At 65.1% G+C, this 13,240-nt stretch carries 13 protein-coding genes and 1 pseudogene; 6 read left to right on the plus strand and 8 right to left on the minus strand.

All coding sequences use genetic code 11. The features are described 5' to 3' along the window. The first annotated feature begins 183 nt into the window (after positions 1–183). Both AC56QQ_RS01055 and AC56QQ_RS01060 read left to right on the plus strand, forming a co-directional pair. Positions 184–2,145, plus strand: coding sequence for a DUF47 family protein (locus AC56QQ_RS01055; RefSeq protein WP_497125218.1), 1,962 nt, complete (start codon positions 184–186; stop codon positions 2,143–2,145). Continuing rightward, on the plus strand, positions 2,142–3,752 hold the full coding sequence (locus AC56QQ_RS01060; protein ID WP_497125219.1) for a PEP/pyruvate-binding domain-containing protein: 1,611 nt from the start codon (positions 2,142–2,144) through the stop codon (positions 3,750–3,752). The genes AC56QQ_RS01055 and AC56QQ_RS01060 overlap by 4 nt, the downstream gene beginning before the upstream one ends. A 241-nt stretch (positions 3,753–3,993) precedes the next feature. Here the strand turns inward: AC56QQ_RS01060 and truA are convergent. The 4 genes and pseudogenes from truA to def form a co-directional block, all read right to left on the minus strand. Beyond that, positions 3,994–4,754, minus strand: a pseudogene (gene truA, locus AC56QQ_RS01065) (tRNA pseudouridine(38-40) synthase TruA). A 131-nt stretch (positions 4,755–4,885) separates the two neighbouring features. After that, on the minus strand, positions 4,886–5,395 hold the full coding sequence (locus AC56QQ_RS01070; RefSeq protein ID WP_497125220.1) for a GNAT family N-acetyltransferase: 510 nt from the start codon (positions 5,393–5,395) through the stop codon (positions 4,886–4,888). After that, positions 5,392–6,327: a methionyl-tRNA formyltransferase gene (gene fmt, locus AC56QQ_RS01075; RefSeq protein ID WP_497125221.1), complete on the minus strand. Its 936-nt coding sequence runs from the start codon at positions 6,325–6,327 to the stop codon at positions 5,392–5,394. Before fmt ends, AC56QQ_RS01070 begins: the two co-directional genes overlap by 4 nt. Before the next feature lie 4 nt (positions 6,328–6,331). Beyond that, complete coding sequence (def, locus tag AC56QQ_RS01080) at positions 6,332–6,862, minus strand: peptide deformylase (protein ID WP_497125222.1); 531 nt, start codon at positions 6,860–6,862, stop codon at positions 6,332–6,334. Positions 6,863–6,965: 103 nt separating this feature from the next. Here def and AC56QQ_RS01085 point away from each other — a divergent pair, with 103 nt between their 5' ends. Further along, positions 6,966–8,234: a DNA recombination protein RmuC gene (locus AC56QQ_RS01085; RefSeq protein WP_489858944.1), complete on the plus strand. Its 1,269-nt coding sequence runs from the start codon at positions 6,966–6,968 to the stop codon at positions 8,232–8,234. 6 nt (positions 8,235–8,240) lie between these two features. On the opposite strand, the gene AC56QQ_RS01090 is transcribed toward AC56QQ_RS01085, so the two are convergent. The 3 genes from AC56QQ_RS01090 to AC56QQ_RS01100 form a co-directional block, all read right to left on the minus strand. Further along, on the minus strand, positions 8,241–8,645 hold the full coding sequence (locus AC56QQ_RS01090; RefSeq protein ID WP_497125223.1) for a GFA family protein: 405 nt from the start codon (positions 8,643–8,645) through the stop codon (positions 8,241–8,243). Positions 8,646–8,710: 65 nt separating this feature from the next. Then, on the minus strand, positions 8,711–9,676 hold the full coding sequence (locus AC56QQ_RS01095; RefSeq protein ID WP_497125224.1) for a cation diffusion facilitator family transporter: 966 nt from the start codon (positions 9,674–9,676) through the stop codon (positions 8,711–8,713). Positions 9,677–9,775: 99 nt separating this feature from the next. Then, positions 9,776–10,585 carry a transglutaminase-like domain-containing protein gene (locus AC56QQ_RS01100; protein ID WP_489858941.1) on the minus strand — a complete coding sequence of 270 codons (810 nt, stop codon included), beginning with the start codon at positions 10,583–10,585 and terminating at the stop codon, positions 9,776–9,778. Positions 10,586–10,793: 208 nt separating this feature from the next. On the opposite strand from AC56QQ_RS01100, the gene AC56QQ_RS01105 reads away from it, so the two are divergent. Both AC56QQ_RS01105 and sugE read left to right on the plus strand, forming a co-directional pair. Next, positions 10,794–10,919, plus strand: a complete 126-nt coding sequence (locus AC56QQ_RS01105; protein ID WP_013528464.1) for a hypothetical protein — start codon at positions 10,794–10,796, stop codon at positions 10,917–10,919. A 189-nt stretch (positions 10,920–11,108) separates the two neighbouring features. Then, positions 11,109–11,423: a quaternary ammonium compound efflux SMR transporter SugE gene (sugE, locus tag AC56QQ_RS01110; protein WP_497125225.1), complete on the plus strand. Its 315-nt coding sequence runs from the start codon at positions 11,109–11,111 to the stop codon at positions 11,421–11,423. Positions 11,424–11,506: 83 nt separating this feature from the next. On the opposite strand, the gene AC56QQ_RS01115 is transcribed toward sugE, so the two are convergent. Beyond that, positions 11,507–11,935: a DUF6481 family protein gene (locus AC56QQ_RS01115; RefSeq protein WP_091575699.1), complete on the minus strand. Its 429-nt coding sequence runs from the start codon at positions 11,933–11,935 to the stop codon at positions 11,507–11,509. 213 nt (positions 11,936–12,148) lie between these two features. On the opposite strand from AC56QQ_RS01115, the gene AC56QQ_RS01120 reads away from it, so the two are divergent. Beyond that, on the plus strand, positions 12,149–13,210 hold the full coding sequence (locus AC56QQ_RS01120; RefSeq protein ID WP_497125227.1) for an LLM class flavin-dependent oxidoreductase: 1,062 nt from the start codon (positions 12,149–12,151) through the stop codon (positions 13,208–13,210). The last annotated feature ends 30 nt before the right edge of the window (positions 13,211–13,240 follow it).

The following is a 13,240-nucleotide window of genomic DNA, read 5'->3' on the forward strand; positions in this document are numbered from 1 at the left end:
GAATGCTTTGCGCCAGATCAACGATGAAGTGCGGACTCCAGAGTATATTTATCATGACAAGATTATGATAGTGCTTCGATCTCCTTTAGTAAGCCGGCTTCTGATTTCGATAAACTTTGGAACGCGGACAACGAGGCAGTGAATCTAACAATGTATCATTCTGGCAGGATGGATGGCTGATAGATGGAAAAGGTGGATGTTGTCGCCGCGCTCGGCCAATCGAAGCTGCTACTGCCGGCCCGGATCACCGGCGCGCTTGCGGCCAATGACCGGCTGAAATTCGCACTGACCGCGCTTCAGGCCGCGGCTGCCCATGCCGCGGATGGCGCGGCTCCGCTATCCAACCTGCGTCGCGACTATGCGGCCGCCCATATCAACGCGCCGTGGCTCATGGAGATGCAGGCGACAGCCTGGCTGGAGGGCGGGATGTTGCATCTTGCCGACCTGGCGCGACTTGGCAAGCTGCTCGGGGAGGACATCCGCCTGATGGCCCGGCCGCTGGAAGGCAGCGCGGATGCCGACCACAAGGCGCAAATCGCGCGGGTCGATCATTGGTGCGACTGGCTGGACCAGTTGAATGCGGGCGTGCTCGACGACGCCCAAATGCACGCGCTGACGGGCGGAAAGCGGGGCGAGAGCGATACGTTCCACATTCTGGTGATGGATCTGCACAAGAGCCTGAACCGGCTGGCGGTCGACATGTCGGACGATACGGTCGACGGTGCCCATGTCTGGCAGCTCGATGCCGACGACCGCCCCCGCGTCGCTGCCTTCATGCGTGGGCTGAACCGCACGCGCAGGCTCAAATTCGACCATCCCGGTCTCGACACGGCGGCGACGCGCGACGGGGCGCGGTTGCTCATCCAGAACGACATCGGCACCAACGACGTGCATGTGCTGGTGATCCAGATCGAGGGTTCTTCGATCACGCTCACCTATTCGGACCTGCACGAGCGTCGCTTTGCCTTCTTCCAGGGCCTTCTGTCGGAGATTGGAGCGCAATGGTCGGACGTCGGCGCGCGGCGCAGCGCCGGTCTGAACTCGGGCGCCGATTACGTCGTCGGCACGGCGCGCTTCGATTGCGCCGATCTCGCGGCGGCCGACGCGGCCCTTGAGGGTCTGGGCGCGCGCATCGTCTTCCTGATCGACTGGAACCGGGCACGCAAGCGGCTGAACCGGCTTGTCGCCAAGCCGCTTTCCATCGCGGTGCTGACCGAGGCAGCCCATCGCGAGGCAGGCCATATGGGCTGGCTCATGGCCGGGGCCGATCAACTGGTCTTCGACGCGATGGAAGCGCTGTCGCCGGACCATTTCCGGATCGGCGACCGGTTGGACAGCGTGCTGGGCGCGGCCGAGGCGCAGGATTTCCTGACCGAGGCGCTCGTGCTTTCCTCCCATGCCATGCAGGTGAATCAGACCGCCGCCCTGATCGCCGACCAGATCCGGCTGCTGCTGTCGCGCCATGTCCGCCGTCACCGGGACGAGTTCGCGCTTCTCGGCGAGCACGCCGCCTTCTGCCACGCCTTGGCCGAAGGCATACGCGATGCGCTGGCGTATGGCCACGAAACAGACGTCAAGGCCGCTCGAAAGCTATCGGAGCGCGCCAAGATCTGGGAACGCAAGGCCGATCATCTGGTGATGCGCCTGCGCGACCAGGCCGCGGGCAACGCGCGCTGGCTGCCCGTCCTGCAGCTGATCGAATGCGCCGACGATGCGGCGGATGCGCTGGAGGAGGCCGTTTTCATCCTGTCGCTGATCGCCGAGGACAATCATCATGGCTGGAGCGACGAACTGCGCACCGCGCTGCGCCGGCTGGCCGACAAGGTGCTTGAGGCGGCACAGGACCATGTCAAGGCGCTCGCCATCGCGCGCACGCTCAACGAAGCGAGCCTCGCGCAGGACCAGGATGAATTTCTGGCCGCCTGCTGGCGGGTGGTCGATGCCGAAAAGGCGTGCGATGCGGTGACGCGCGAGGTCAGGCGCCTGTTCGTGCGCAATGTCTCGGACGCGGCCACGCTCAGCCTCGGCACTGATTTCGCGGCCGCGCTGGAAGCATCCACCGACGCGCTGCTGCGCACGGGCTACGCGATGCGCGGCCTCGTCCTCACCCGGGTCGGCGCCGGCAACCAGGGAAGGCGAGCGTGAGCGGCGCATCGACGAGCACTCCGCCAGAAGGTTCGGCTCAGCTTGGTCTGATCGTGGCCGGCAAGCCGCTGGAAAAAGCGGCTTCGCCCGAGACAATGGGCTTCAAGGCGTACAACCTTGCACGGATGGCGGCGCTCGGGCTGAACGTGCCGCCGGCCTTCGTGCTGGGCACCGGCTTGTGCGCCCATCCGGAGACGGCAAGACCCGCACTCTGGCACGATGCACTCGTCCGGCTCGAGGCCGCGACCGGCCTTGGCTTTGGCGATCCGCGCCGACCGCTTCTGTTGTCGGTCCGCTCCGGAGCGCCGGTATCGATGCCGGGAATGATGGAGACGCTGCTCAATATCGGCCTGACCGAGGCGACGCTGCCGGGACTGATCCGGTCGACCGGCAATCCGCGGCTGGCGTGGGACGCCTATCGCCGCCTGATCGCCGGCTACGGCGAGGTGGTGGCGGGTGTCAACGCGACCGACTTCGAGGCCGACCTCGACGCCGTGCGGCTGGACGAGGAAGAGCGCATGCTCGACTTCGCCGTGCTGCGCGATCTCGCGCAGCGGCACCTGGAGACCTATCGGCGGTCTGCGGGCGAAGCCTTCCCACAGGACGCGGTCGCGCAGTTGCAAGCGGCGATCGCGGCAGTGTTCCGGTCCTGGTCGAGCGCCAAGGCCATCGCCTACCGCGAGATGCGCGGACTGAGCCATGGCATGGGCACGGCGGTGACGGTCCAGCGCATGGTGTTCGGCAATGCGGGCGGGCTGTCCGGGGCCGGTGTCGGCTTCACTCGAAACCCCAGCGACGGCAATCCCGCCCCTTGGGTCGATTTCCTGTTCAATGCGCAGGGCGAGGATGTGGTCAGCGGCCGGCGCAGCGCGCAGGGCCACCACCAGTTGGCAGCGATCGCACCGCGCGTCTGGGAGGAACTGGTCGAGGCGGCGGCCGCGCTCGAGCGGCATTTTGGCGACATGCAGGATTTCGAGTTCACGATCGAGGACGGAAAGCTCTTCCTGCTTCAAACCCGCGAAGGCAAGCGTACGCCGCAGGCCGCCGCCCGCATCGCCCTCGACATGGCGGAGGAAGGGTTGATCGACCGGGAAACCGCCTGCCTCCGCACCGCCGGCCTCGACGCCGCGGCGCTGACGACGCGCATCATCGTGGCCGAGGACGGCGCGGCGCCGACGGTGCTCGGCCATGCCGCGACCGCCTCCAGCGGGGTTGTCAGCGGCGTGGTTGCCCTCAACGAGGCACAGGTCGCGGCGCTCGAGACGGAAGGAAAACCGGCGATCCTCGCGCGGCAGAACGCCGAGACCGATGACATTGCACTGCTCGAGCGCGTGCAGGGCCTGCTCACCCGGCACGGAGCGCGTACGTCCCATGCGGCCGTGGTGGCGCGGCAGCTTGGCAAGGTCTGCCTCGTCGGCTGCGAGGCAATGCGTATCGACGAATCGAGGGACCGAATCGGTTTCGGCGACACATGGCTCGATCCCGGAGCGGTGATCACCCTTGACGGCAACAGCGGCACGATTTTCGCGGGCGCATCGCGCACCGCCGAGCAGGTGCCGGCGGAATTGCTGCAGCGGCTCGACCGACTGCACGCGACGAAGGGATGAAATGCCTGGCGCTGGACCAATCGGCCTGTGTCTCGCCTGATTTGGTCGCTCGCGACATTCTCGTCCCCGGCAGGCCATCGGACGAGATTGCCGTGCCAGACGCATCAGCAGTCGCGCCGGCCGCGATTGGGGCCTCGGAGGCCCATGGTGTTGGCACAGGAAGTGGAACGCTCGCGTTGACGCCCGAAGCGGCCGACGTGGTGATCGGGTCGGACCTGGTGCTCACCGATTCCGCCGTCGCTCAGCTTTGGTCGGTCTCCGGATAGTCGACGCCGACGAGAAACAGCCCATCGGGCGGCGCCACCGGCCGCAGGCGGCGCGGTCGCGCGCCTCGAGCGCCGCTTGGAGGTTGGCAACGGTCCAGCCGCCGTCGCCGACGCGTTTCAGCGAGCCGACCATCGAGCGTACCTGGTTGTGCAGGAAGGACCGCGCCGAGGCTCTTACCTCGATCATGTCGCCCGTCCGGCTGACATCGAGCCGTTCCAGCGTCCGAACCGGACTGTTGGCCTGGCACTGCGTCGAGCGGAAGGTGGTGAAGTCATGCCGGCCGAGCAGAACTTTCGCCGCTTCGTGCATGGCGACGGCGTCGAGCCGCTTCGGCACCCACCACACCTTGCCCTTTTCCAGCGCCGAGGGCGCACGGCGGTTGAGGATGCGGTAGAGGTAGTGGCGGCCGGTGGCCGAGAAGCGCGCGTCGAAATCGTCCGGGACAGCCATCGCCTTCAGGATGGCAACATGTGCGCCGGCAGCCTGAAGATGAGCGTTCACGGCGTCGCGCACCTTGTCATCAGGCCATGCCTTGGCGAGGTCGACATGCGCCACCTGGGCCGTCGCATGCACGCCGGCATCGGTGCGGCCGGCGGCGCGCAACCTGACCTCTTCGCCGCAGAATTTCTCGATGGCCTGCTCGATCGCCTGCTGTACCGAAGGCTGATCCGCCTGGTGCTGCCAGCCGGCAAACAGGCTGCCATCATATTCGATGTCGAGGCGAAAACGCGGCATGCTAGAGCATGATGCCGAAAAGTGTGAAGCGGTCTTCGGACGACATCATGCTCTATCCCTTTGAGTTAGAGGCGGGTTCAGATTTCAAGTCGATTCGACCTGAAATCATCCGGCTCCAGGGCTGTTGTCGCTTATGCGGCGAGTGCCGAGCCGAAGGCCGAGGCGTAGACCAGCCTACCGGCTTCCGGCGCGTCGCCCCAGGCCAGCGCCTGCAGCGCCTCGCCCTGGTACTCGCTCTCGAAGTTTTCGGCGCGTGCGTGGCTGTAGCCGAAGCGGCTGTAATAGACCGGGTCACCCAGCACCACGGCCAGCGTCTCGCCAGCGTCCCTGAGGCGGATATGCGCCTCACGGATCAGCGCGCCGCCGATACCGCTGCCATGGAACGAAGGCTCCACCGCCAACGGTGCCAGCGCCACGGCCGCAAAGCTTTTGCCGCCATTGCGGACAAACAGTCGGGAAAACAGGATGTGGCCGACAACCTGTCCGTCCTCTTCCGCCACCAGTTCGGTAACGGCGTCGCCGCCGGTCACCAGCGCGTCGACCAGCCCGGCCTCCGCCTGCTGGCCGAAAGCGTGTTCCTCGACGAGGCGGATGGCCTCGCGATCCCGCGGCGTCGCCGCGCGTATCGACATCATGCTCATGAGAATTTCATTCCTTTTTCGATCTTGGCCCCGCGCAGGAATTCCGACGCGGCAGCGGGCCTTCCGCCCGCCCGTTGAACTTCGACCAGCCTGATCGCGCCTGCCCCGCAGGCGACCGTCAGCTGGTCATCGAGAATTCCTCCCGACTCGCCCGCGCCTTGCGAAAGCACCGAGCGAAGCAGTTTCAGCCGCTCCGGGCGGCCGCCAATTTCAATCTCGGACCACGCACCGGGAAAGGGCGACAGGCCACGAATGTGATTGTGGACCTCGGTCGCCGAGCGATTCCAGTCCACGCGAGTCTCCGATTTATCGATTTTTTTGGCGTAGGTCACCCCTTCCACCGCTTGGGGGGTAAATGTCAGGGTGTTCATTTCCAGCCGCGCCAGCGCTTCCACCATGAGTGCGGCACCAACGCCCATCAACCGATCATGCAGGTCGCCGGCCGTCATATCGGGTTCGATGGGGCATTTTTCAACCATTCCCACCGGGCCGGTGTCGAGCCCCTCTTCCATGCGCATCACCATCATGCCGGTTTCGCGGTCGCCCGCCATGATGGCGCGCTGGATGGGCGCGGCCCCGCGCCAGCGCGGCAACAGCGATGCATGGCCGTTGATGCAGCCGAGCCGCGGCGCCTCGAGAACCGCCTTCGGCAGCAGCAAACCGTAGGCGACGACCACGGCGACGTCGGCCCGCAGGGCGTGCAAAGCCGCCTGCTCGGCCTCACCCTTGAGCGACAACGGCGTGCGCACCTCGATGCCAAGCCGCTCTGCCTCGCGCTGCACCGGTGACGGCGTCAGCTCCAGCCCGCGCCGCCCGGCGGCGCGTGGCGGTTGCGTATAGACGGCTGATATCTCATGTCCGGCATCGCCGATCGCGCGCAGCGTCGGCACTGAAAACTCCGGCGTGCCCATGAAGATGACGCGGAGGGGCATTCCCCTATCCCACCAGCTTGCCCGGCGCCTTGTCCCCGGCGAGCTTCTTGAATTTCTTCACCACCATGTCGCGTTTCAGCTTCGAGATGTGGTCGATGAACAGCACGCCGTTGAGGTGGTCGATCTCGTGCTGCAGGCAGGTCGCCATCAGCCCCTCGGCTTCGATCTCCTGCAGTTTGCCGTCGCGGTCGAGGTACCTGACCCGCACCGCCGCCGGACGTTCGACCTCGGCGTAGTAGTCCGGGATCGACAGGCAGCCTTCCTCGTAGACGGAGCGCGCGTCGGCGCTCTCCAGGATTTCCGGGTTGATGACGACATGCGGCGCCGGTGTCTCGTCTTCCTTGGCGAGATCGATCACCAGCATGCGCAGCGGTTCACCGATCTGGATCGCCGCGAGCCCGATGCCGGGTGCGTCATACATGGTTTCCAGCATGTCGTCGGCTAATTTGCGCAGGGGCGCGTCGACGTGCTCCACCGGCTTGGAAACCTGGCGCAGGATGGGGTCGGGAAGGATGATGAGCGGCTTGATAGGCATGGCGTTCCACGTAAGACGTCCAGCGAAAAGCGTCAACCGGGGCGCCTGGTTGGTGTTCACGTTTTGATCTGTGCCGACATGCCGAATCATCTATGCTGTCCACATGAATGACCTGACATCCATCCTTTCGGAGCCCGTCGCCCGGCTTGGCGCCTCCACGATCACGCTCGGCCATGCGCTGGCTTTCACCATGTTGCTGTTTCTCGGCCTGTTCGTGGCGCTCGTCATCGCGCTGTGGCGGTCGGCCAAGGCGCGCGCCGTGGCGGCCGCGGAAGCCGCCGACCATGCGCGCGATGCAGAGGCGCGGATGGCCGGCATTCTGCAGTCTCAATCCGAGATGCAGGGCCGCATGGGTGCCATCGCCGAGGTGTTCGGGGCACGGCAGGCGGAACTGACGCAGTCGATCGGCCAGCGCCTCGACGCCATGACCGGCCGCCTCGGCCAGACCATGACCGAGCAGACCAAATCCACGCATGAGAGCCTGGCCAAATTGCAGGAGCGGCTGGCGATCATCGACGTCGCGCAAGGCAACATCCAGTCGCTCGCCGGCCAGGTCGTGCAGTTGCAGGCGATCCTCTCCAACAAGCAGACGCGCGGCGCCTTCGGCCAGTCGCGCATGGAGGCGATTGTCGCCGACGGCCTGCCGCATGGCGCCTACGAATTCCAGGCGACCCTGTCCAACGGCAGCAGGCCCGATTGCCTGGTGAAGATGCCGAACGGCGCGCCCTCGCTTGCCATCGATGCCAAATTCCCGCTGGAGGCCTGGAATGCCATCCGCGCCGCCGATGGCGTCGAGTTGCAGAAGGCCGCCTCGCAGGCTTTCCGCCGCGACATCGAGGTCCATGTCCGCGATATATCGGAAAAATACCTGATCCAGGGCGAGACGCAGGACACCGCCTTCATGTTCGTGCCGTCGGAATCGGTGTTTGCCGAGATCCACGAGAATTTCGAGGCGATCGTCCACAAGGCGCACCGCGCCCGCATCGTCATCGTCTCGCCGTCACTGCTGATGCTGTCGATCCAGGTCATCCAGGCGATCCTCAAGGACGCCCGCATGCGCGAGCAGGCGCACCTGATTCAGGGCGAAGTCATCCGGCTGATGGAGGATGTCGCGCGCGTCGACGAGCGGGTGCGCAAATTGCAGGTCCATTTCGGCCAGTCGGCCAAGGACATCGACGACATCCTCGTCTCGACATCGAAGGTGACCAAGCGCGGCCAGAAGATCGAGGCGCTGGAGTTCGGCGCGCAGCCTGCGGAAGACGGCACTGGCGGGGCCTCGTCGGCACCGGTTGCGAAAGTCGAAGGCGGCGCGCGCGTCGCCGATTCGAAGACCGGACAGCTCAGGCTGAGGGTTGTCGAAGGCGACGACTGAGCCGCGCTACTGCTCCTCGACGATGGTCATGCCGTGAAATTCCGGCAGCCAATGCAGCGCCGAGCGGTGCCATTTCTGCTGTGTAGGGATCAAATCCTCGCGTTGCCGCGCGGTTCCCACTCGAATTCCATAGACCTTTGGACCATCTCCGACCGACGTGGCGTGAAGGTGCGAACCGCAGTCGGCGCAAAAGGCTTGGGCGCGCTTGGCGCCGCTCGCCCCGGTCTTGGTATAGATCTTCGGCGTACCCTTGGTGATCCGGTAATGATCCTCGGGCGCCGGAACCGTCACGCGAAAAGCCGTGCCGGTCAGTTGCTGGCAATCCGTGCAGTGGCAGATCGAGGTCTTTTCCGGGTCGACCTCCGCCTCGTAAGCAATGGCGCCGCAATGGCATCCGCCGTCGATCTTCATCGCCGCTCCTCCAAAATCCACCCTTGGATCATAGCGGGCCAAGGCTGCGAGGCAACGGCACTGCGCTAGTCCAGAGCCGGATCGGATGCGGATACGAGCAGTTTGCGCCGCTGCTCCCAGGTGCCAGTGGTCTGCGGCTTGACGAACAGCCGCATGATCTCAGGCATCTCTGTCTTCAGCCGCTTCTCGAGGCGCTCGACACAGGCTTCGATCTCCGGCGCCGTCAGATGATCCTCGAATTCGATGCTCAGGCCAGCGACAATCTCCGCCGGTCCCATATGCAGCGTCAGTACACCGTTCGCCCGCTGCACCGCCGGGTCTTGCTGGACGATGGCCAGCACCTGTTTCTGCACTTCGGGCGAGGCCGGTTCGCCCAAAAGCAGGCTCTTGCTTTCGCGCGCCAGGAAAATCGCCGTCGCGCCAAGGATAAGCGCGATGCCTATCGAAGCGGCGCCATCGAGCTCAGGCATGTCGAGCAATTCCGCCGCCAGGATGCCAGCGAAGGCAACGATCAGGCCGAGCAGGGCTGCGCTGTCCTCGAACAGCACCGTGTAGACGCTCGGGTCCTTGCTCGCTTGCACGGCCCGCAACCAGCCCTGTTTGCCCTTCTGCTGGCGGAACGCCTTCAGCGCCACCAGCCAGGAGCTGCCTTCGAACAGGAAGGAAAGGCCGAGAACGATGTAGTTCAGCTTGGCGTTGGCGACCGGTTCGGGGGCCATGATGTGGATGACGCCTTCGTATAAAGAGACGCCGGCGCCGAGCGCAAAGACGAGAAGGGCGACGATGAAACTCCAGAAATAGAGCTCGCGGCCATGACCGAGCGGATGCGTCCGGTCGGCAGGGCGGGCGGCACGGTGCATGCCGTAGAGCAGCAGCCCGCCATTGCCGGTGTCGACCAGCGAGTGCACGCCTTCCGACAGCATCGCCGAACTGCCGGTGAAGAAGGCGGCGGCGAACTTGGTCAACGCGATGGCGAGATTGCCGGCGAGCGCCGCGTAGATGACCCTTTTCGATCCGCCATGACCGGCCATCGTGTGTTCCCTGTTGGAGTTCCGAGCCTAGCGGAGCCCCTGTCGAAGCTCCACAGCCATCCACAACGCACGAACCGGCCAGTCGTTCAGGGTCGGTGCCTACTCGACGATCTCATCGGTCCACACCTTGAAGCCGGCGAGCGTGCCCGGTCCGAAGATATGGGTCAGCGGCACGTCGGCGGCGTCACGGCCGGAGGCGATGAGAACGCGGCCGATGCGCGGCGCATTGTTGCGCGGGTCGAAGACATGCCAGCGGCCACCGAGATAGACCTCCATCCAGGCGGCGAAATCCATGCTGGACCAGGGCTTTGGCATGCCGATGTCGCTGATGTAGCCGGTGCAGTAGCGCGTCGGGATGTTGAGCGCCCGGCAGAAGGTAACGGCAAGATGGGCGAAGTCGCGGCACACACCGCTCTGCTCGCGATAGGCTTCCGCCGCGGTGCGCGTCGGTCGCGCATTGCCGTAACTGAAGACGATATGATTGTGGACGAAGTCGCAGACCGCCTGCACGCGCGGGATGCCGAGCGGCGTGTGGCCAAACAACCGCCACGCCTCGCTCGCCAGCAGGTCGCTCTCGCAAAAACGGCTGGGCAGCAAGAACAGCAGCGTCTCCGACGGCAGGTCGCGCACCTCGTGCTGCCAGGCCATCAGGTCGCCCATCTCAAAGGTGCCGGGGTCGCGGATCACCGCGTCGGTGCCGAAAGTGAAGCGTCCGGGCGGGGCGACGAACCGGTTGCACCAGTTGCCGAAGCTGTCGCGATAGCTTTCGATCGGCACTGGCGGGTTGGAGGTCAGGAAATCCGGCCGCTCGAGATCGGATGCGCGGGAATAGTGGACATTCAGCATCGCGATGAGCGGCGTTTCCTGTGGAAAGTCGAAGCTCATCTCGCAGCCGATGTGGATTCGCATTGTCGTCCTGACCTGCCTGCCCGTCAGTCGCCCGGCGAAAACCCAGGCTGATGCTGCAGTGAGATAAACAGCATGGCATGGTCCGAACCGCTTTACGAGGGGAAAACCGGTTGACAGCGGAGGGCCGGCGCGAGCGAGCAGCCGCCGCCCCTTGCGGTCGGGCGATTCTCTTGTTTCACTTCGCTTCCCACAATCGGAGGAACGAATCATGGCTAAAGGTGCGATGAAGGCAGGCAAGGAAGCCCGCAAGCCGAAGAAGGACGCCAAGAAGCCCGCCCCGGCTCCGGCCCTGAAGGCGCCGCCGGTCAAGGCGATGAAGCTCAAGGACAAGTAAGTCCGGCCAATCCGTTTTGGACGGGAAGACGGCCGGCAACATTGTCATGTCGCCGGCCGTTGTTGATCGGGCGCGCGAGGTTCCCATATTGGCGTGGCGGGGACGGCCTCGCGCTCCCCGAAATCAGGCCGGGACGACCCGCCATCCCTTGATCGAGCATCGGTCCGATGCTCGGACGGAGCGTTCCCGATGTCGTGGATCTTGCTGTTTTTTGCCGGCCTGTTCGAGATCGGCTGGGCAATCGGCCTCAAATACACCGATGGTTTCTCGAAGCTGGTCCCGACTGTCCTGACCGTGGCTTCGATGATCGTCAGCCTCACTCTGCTCGGCCTGGCGCTCAAGGTGCTGCCCGTCGGCACCGCCTACCCGGTGTGGACCGGCATCGGCACTGTCGGTACCGCACTGCTCGGCATCTGGCTGCTCGGCGAGCCGGCCACCGCGATCAGGCTGGCCTGCATCGCGCTCATCGTCTGCGGCATCATGGGGTTGAAGTTCGCGGCCTGAGCCTGCCTTCAAGACAAACGCTTTCAGGGCCGCTGCAAGGCGACCCTGATCTCAACTCAATTCGGCGCGTGGCCGTGAAGGCGCTAGCGGGCGGAGAAGCCCGGCGGCGTTCTGCCGGTGCGCTGCTTGCGCGCCGCATAGCGCGCGTCGCGCTTGGCCTTGCGTTCGGCTTCGTCGGCCAGCAAACGGGCGATGCGCTCGTTTTCTTCGGCTTCCCGAATCTTGGCCTCCGCCTGTGCCGCCTCTTCGGCTGCAATGCGTGCCGCTTCGGCCGCCGCCTCGCGCTCGGCCTTCTCGACCGCTTCGCGAGCCAGCTTTTCCTGCTTCAGCCTTGCCTTCTCGGCCTCGCGTATCTGGCGCGCCTCGAGGATTGCCTTGCGTTCGGCCTGTCGTGCCTGCACCGCAGGATCATCTGCCGCCGGCTTTGACTTGAAGCGCTCCAGAAGCGCCTTCTTTGCCTCGTTCGCGGCATTACGCCGCTCGAAAATATCTTTTTCCCTGTAGATAGCCAAGTCCACTTCCCTGAAGTCAATTCGCGAGGCTTACATACGCGCGAATGCCAAGAGTTCAAGCGCCAAATCGGTATGCCAGCCATGAAATTCTGGCTTGTTGCAGCCGGGAGACGGCTTTTTGGGACATTCACTGTTCACAGTCCGCCCCTCTGGCGACGAAGCGGGCCGATCGCTACCTCTAGCGCGAAAAGCCCAACACCAGGATGACATGACATGGAACTCGGTCTCTACACCTTCGCCGACGTCAGCCCGCAGCCGGGCCCCGGCGCCATCGGCCCGCACGAGCGGCTGCGCAATCTGATCGAGGAGGTCGAACTGGCCGATCAGGTCGGCCTCGACGTCTTTGGTCTCGGCGAGCATCACCGGCCCGACTATGCCGCCTCCGCACCGGTGGTGGCGCTGGCCGCGGCCGCCGAGCGCTCGAAGCGCATCAAGCTGACCAGCGCGGTCACCGTACTGTCCTCCGATGATCCGGTTCGCGTCTTCCAGCAGTTTGCCACGCTCGACCTTCTGTCGAGTGGCCGCGCCGAAATCATGGCCGGGCGCGGATCGTTCATCGAATCCTTCCCGCTGTTCGGCTACAATCTGGAGGACTATGACGAGCTGTTCGCCGAAAAGCTCGACCTGCTGCTTGCCATCCGCGATCAGGTAAAGGTCACCTGGTCCGGCAATCTGCGTGCGCCGATCAACGATCGCGGCGTCTATCCCCGGCCGTTCCAGGACAGGCTGCCGGTCTGGATCGCCATTGGCGGCACGCCGCAGTCGGCGGCGCGGGCCGGCGCGCTCGGGCTGCCGCTGGCGCTCGCCATCATTGGCGGCGAGCCGGCGCGCTTCGCGCCGCTGTTCGACCTTTATCGCGAGGCCGCCAAGCGCTCCGGCAGTGATCCGGCGGGCCTCGCCACCAGCATCAACGTGCACGGTTTCATTGCAGAAACCACGGAACAGGCGGCCGATGATTTCTACGGCCCCCAGGCGGAGGTGATGAACCGCATCGGCCGCGAGCGCGGCTGGGGCCCGACATCGCGGGCGCATTTCGACCAGTCGCGCGGTCCCAATGGCGCACTGTTCGTCGGCAATCCAGAGCAGGTGGCCGAGAAGATCGTCGCCCAGCACAAGATCTTCGGCAACGATCGCTTCCTGCTGCAGATGGCGATCGGCGTCATGCCGCATGCCAAGATCATGAAGGCGATCGAACTCTACGGCACCAGGGTGGCGCCGATCGTACGCAAGGAAACGGCGAAGTCCGCGCCGGCGGTGACGGCGCCTGCCGCATAAACCGACGGCAGCGCCCTCATCGCGGGGCAA

The organism is Mesorhizobium sp. RCAM 05099 (genome assembly GCF_059683685.1).

Bases quoted from the DNA above. Each gene is read 5' to 3' on its own strand.
- AC56QQ_RS01055 (WP_497125218.1), top strand. From the start codon at position 184: ATGGAAAAGGTGGATGTTGTCGCCGCGCTCGGCCAATCGAAGCTGCTA.
- AC56QQ_RS01070 (WP_497125220.1), bottom strand. From the start codon at position 5,395: ATGAGCATGATGTCGATACGCGCGGCGACGCCGCGGGATCGCGAGGCC.
- fmt (WP_497125221.1), bottom strand. From the start codon at position 6,327: ATGCCCCTCCGCGTCATCTTCATGGGCACGCCGGAGTTTTCAGTGCCG.
- def (WP_497125222.1), bottom strand. From the start codon at position 6,862: ATGCCTATCAAGCCGCTCATCATCCTTCCCGACCCCATCCTGCGCCAG.
- AC56QQ_RS01085 (WP_489858944.1), top strand. From the start codon at position 6,966: ATGAATGACCTGACATCCATCCTTTCGGAGCCCGTCGCCCGGCTTGGC.
- AC56QQ_RS01090 (WP_497125223.1), bottom strand. From the start codon at position 8,645: ATGAAGATCGACGGCGGATGCCATTGCGGCGCCATTGCTTACGAGGCG.
- AC56QQ_RS01095 (WP_497125224.1), bottom strand. From the start codon at position 9,676: ATGGCCGGTCATGGCGGATCGAAAAGGGTCATCTACGCGGCGCTCGCC.
- AC56QQ_RS01100 (WP_489858941.1), bottom strand. From the start codon at position 10,585: ATGCGAATCCACATCGGCTGCGAGATGAGCTTCGACTTTCCACAGGAA.
- AC56QQ_RS01105 (WP_013528464.1), top strand. From the start codon at position 10,794: ATGGCTAAAGGTGCGATGAAGGCAGGCAAGGAAGCCCGCAAGCCGAAG.
- sugE (WP_497125225.1), top strand. From the start codon at position 11,109: ATGTCGTGGATCTTGCTGTTTTTTGCCGGCCTGTTCGAGATCGGCTGG.
- AC56QQ_RS01120 (WP_497125227.1), top strand. From the start codon at position 12,149: ATGGAACTCGGTCTCTACACCTTCGCCGACGTCAGCCCGCAGCCGGGC.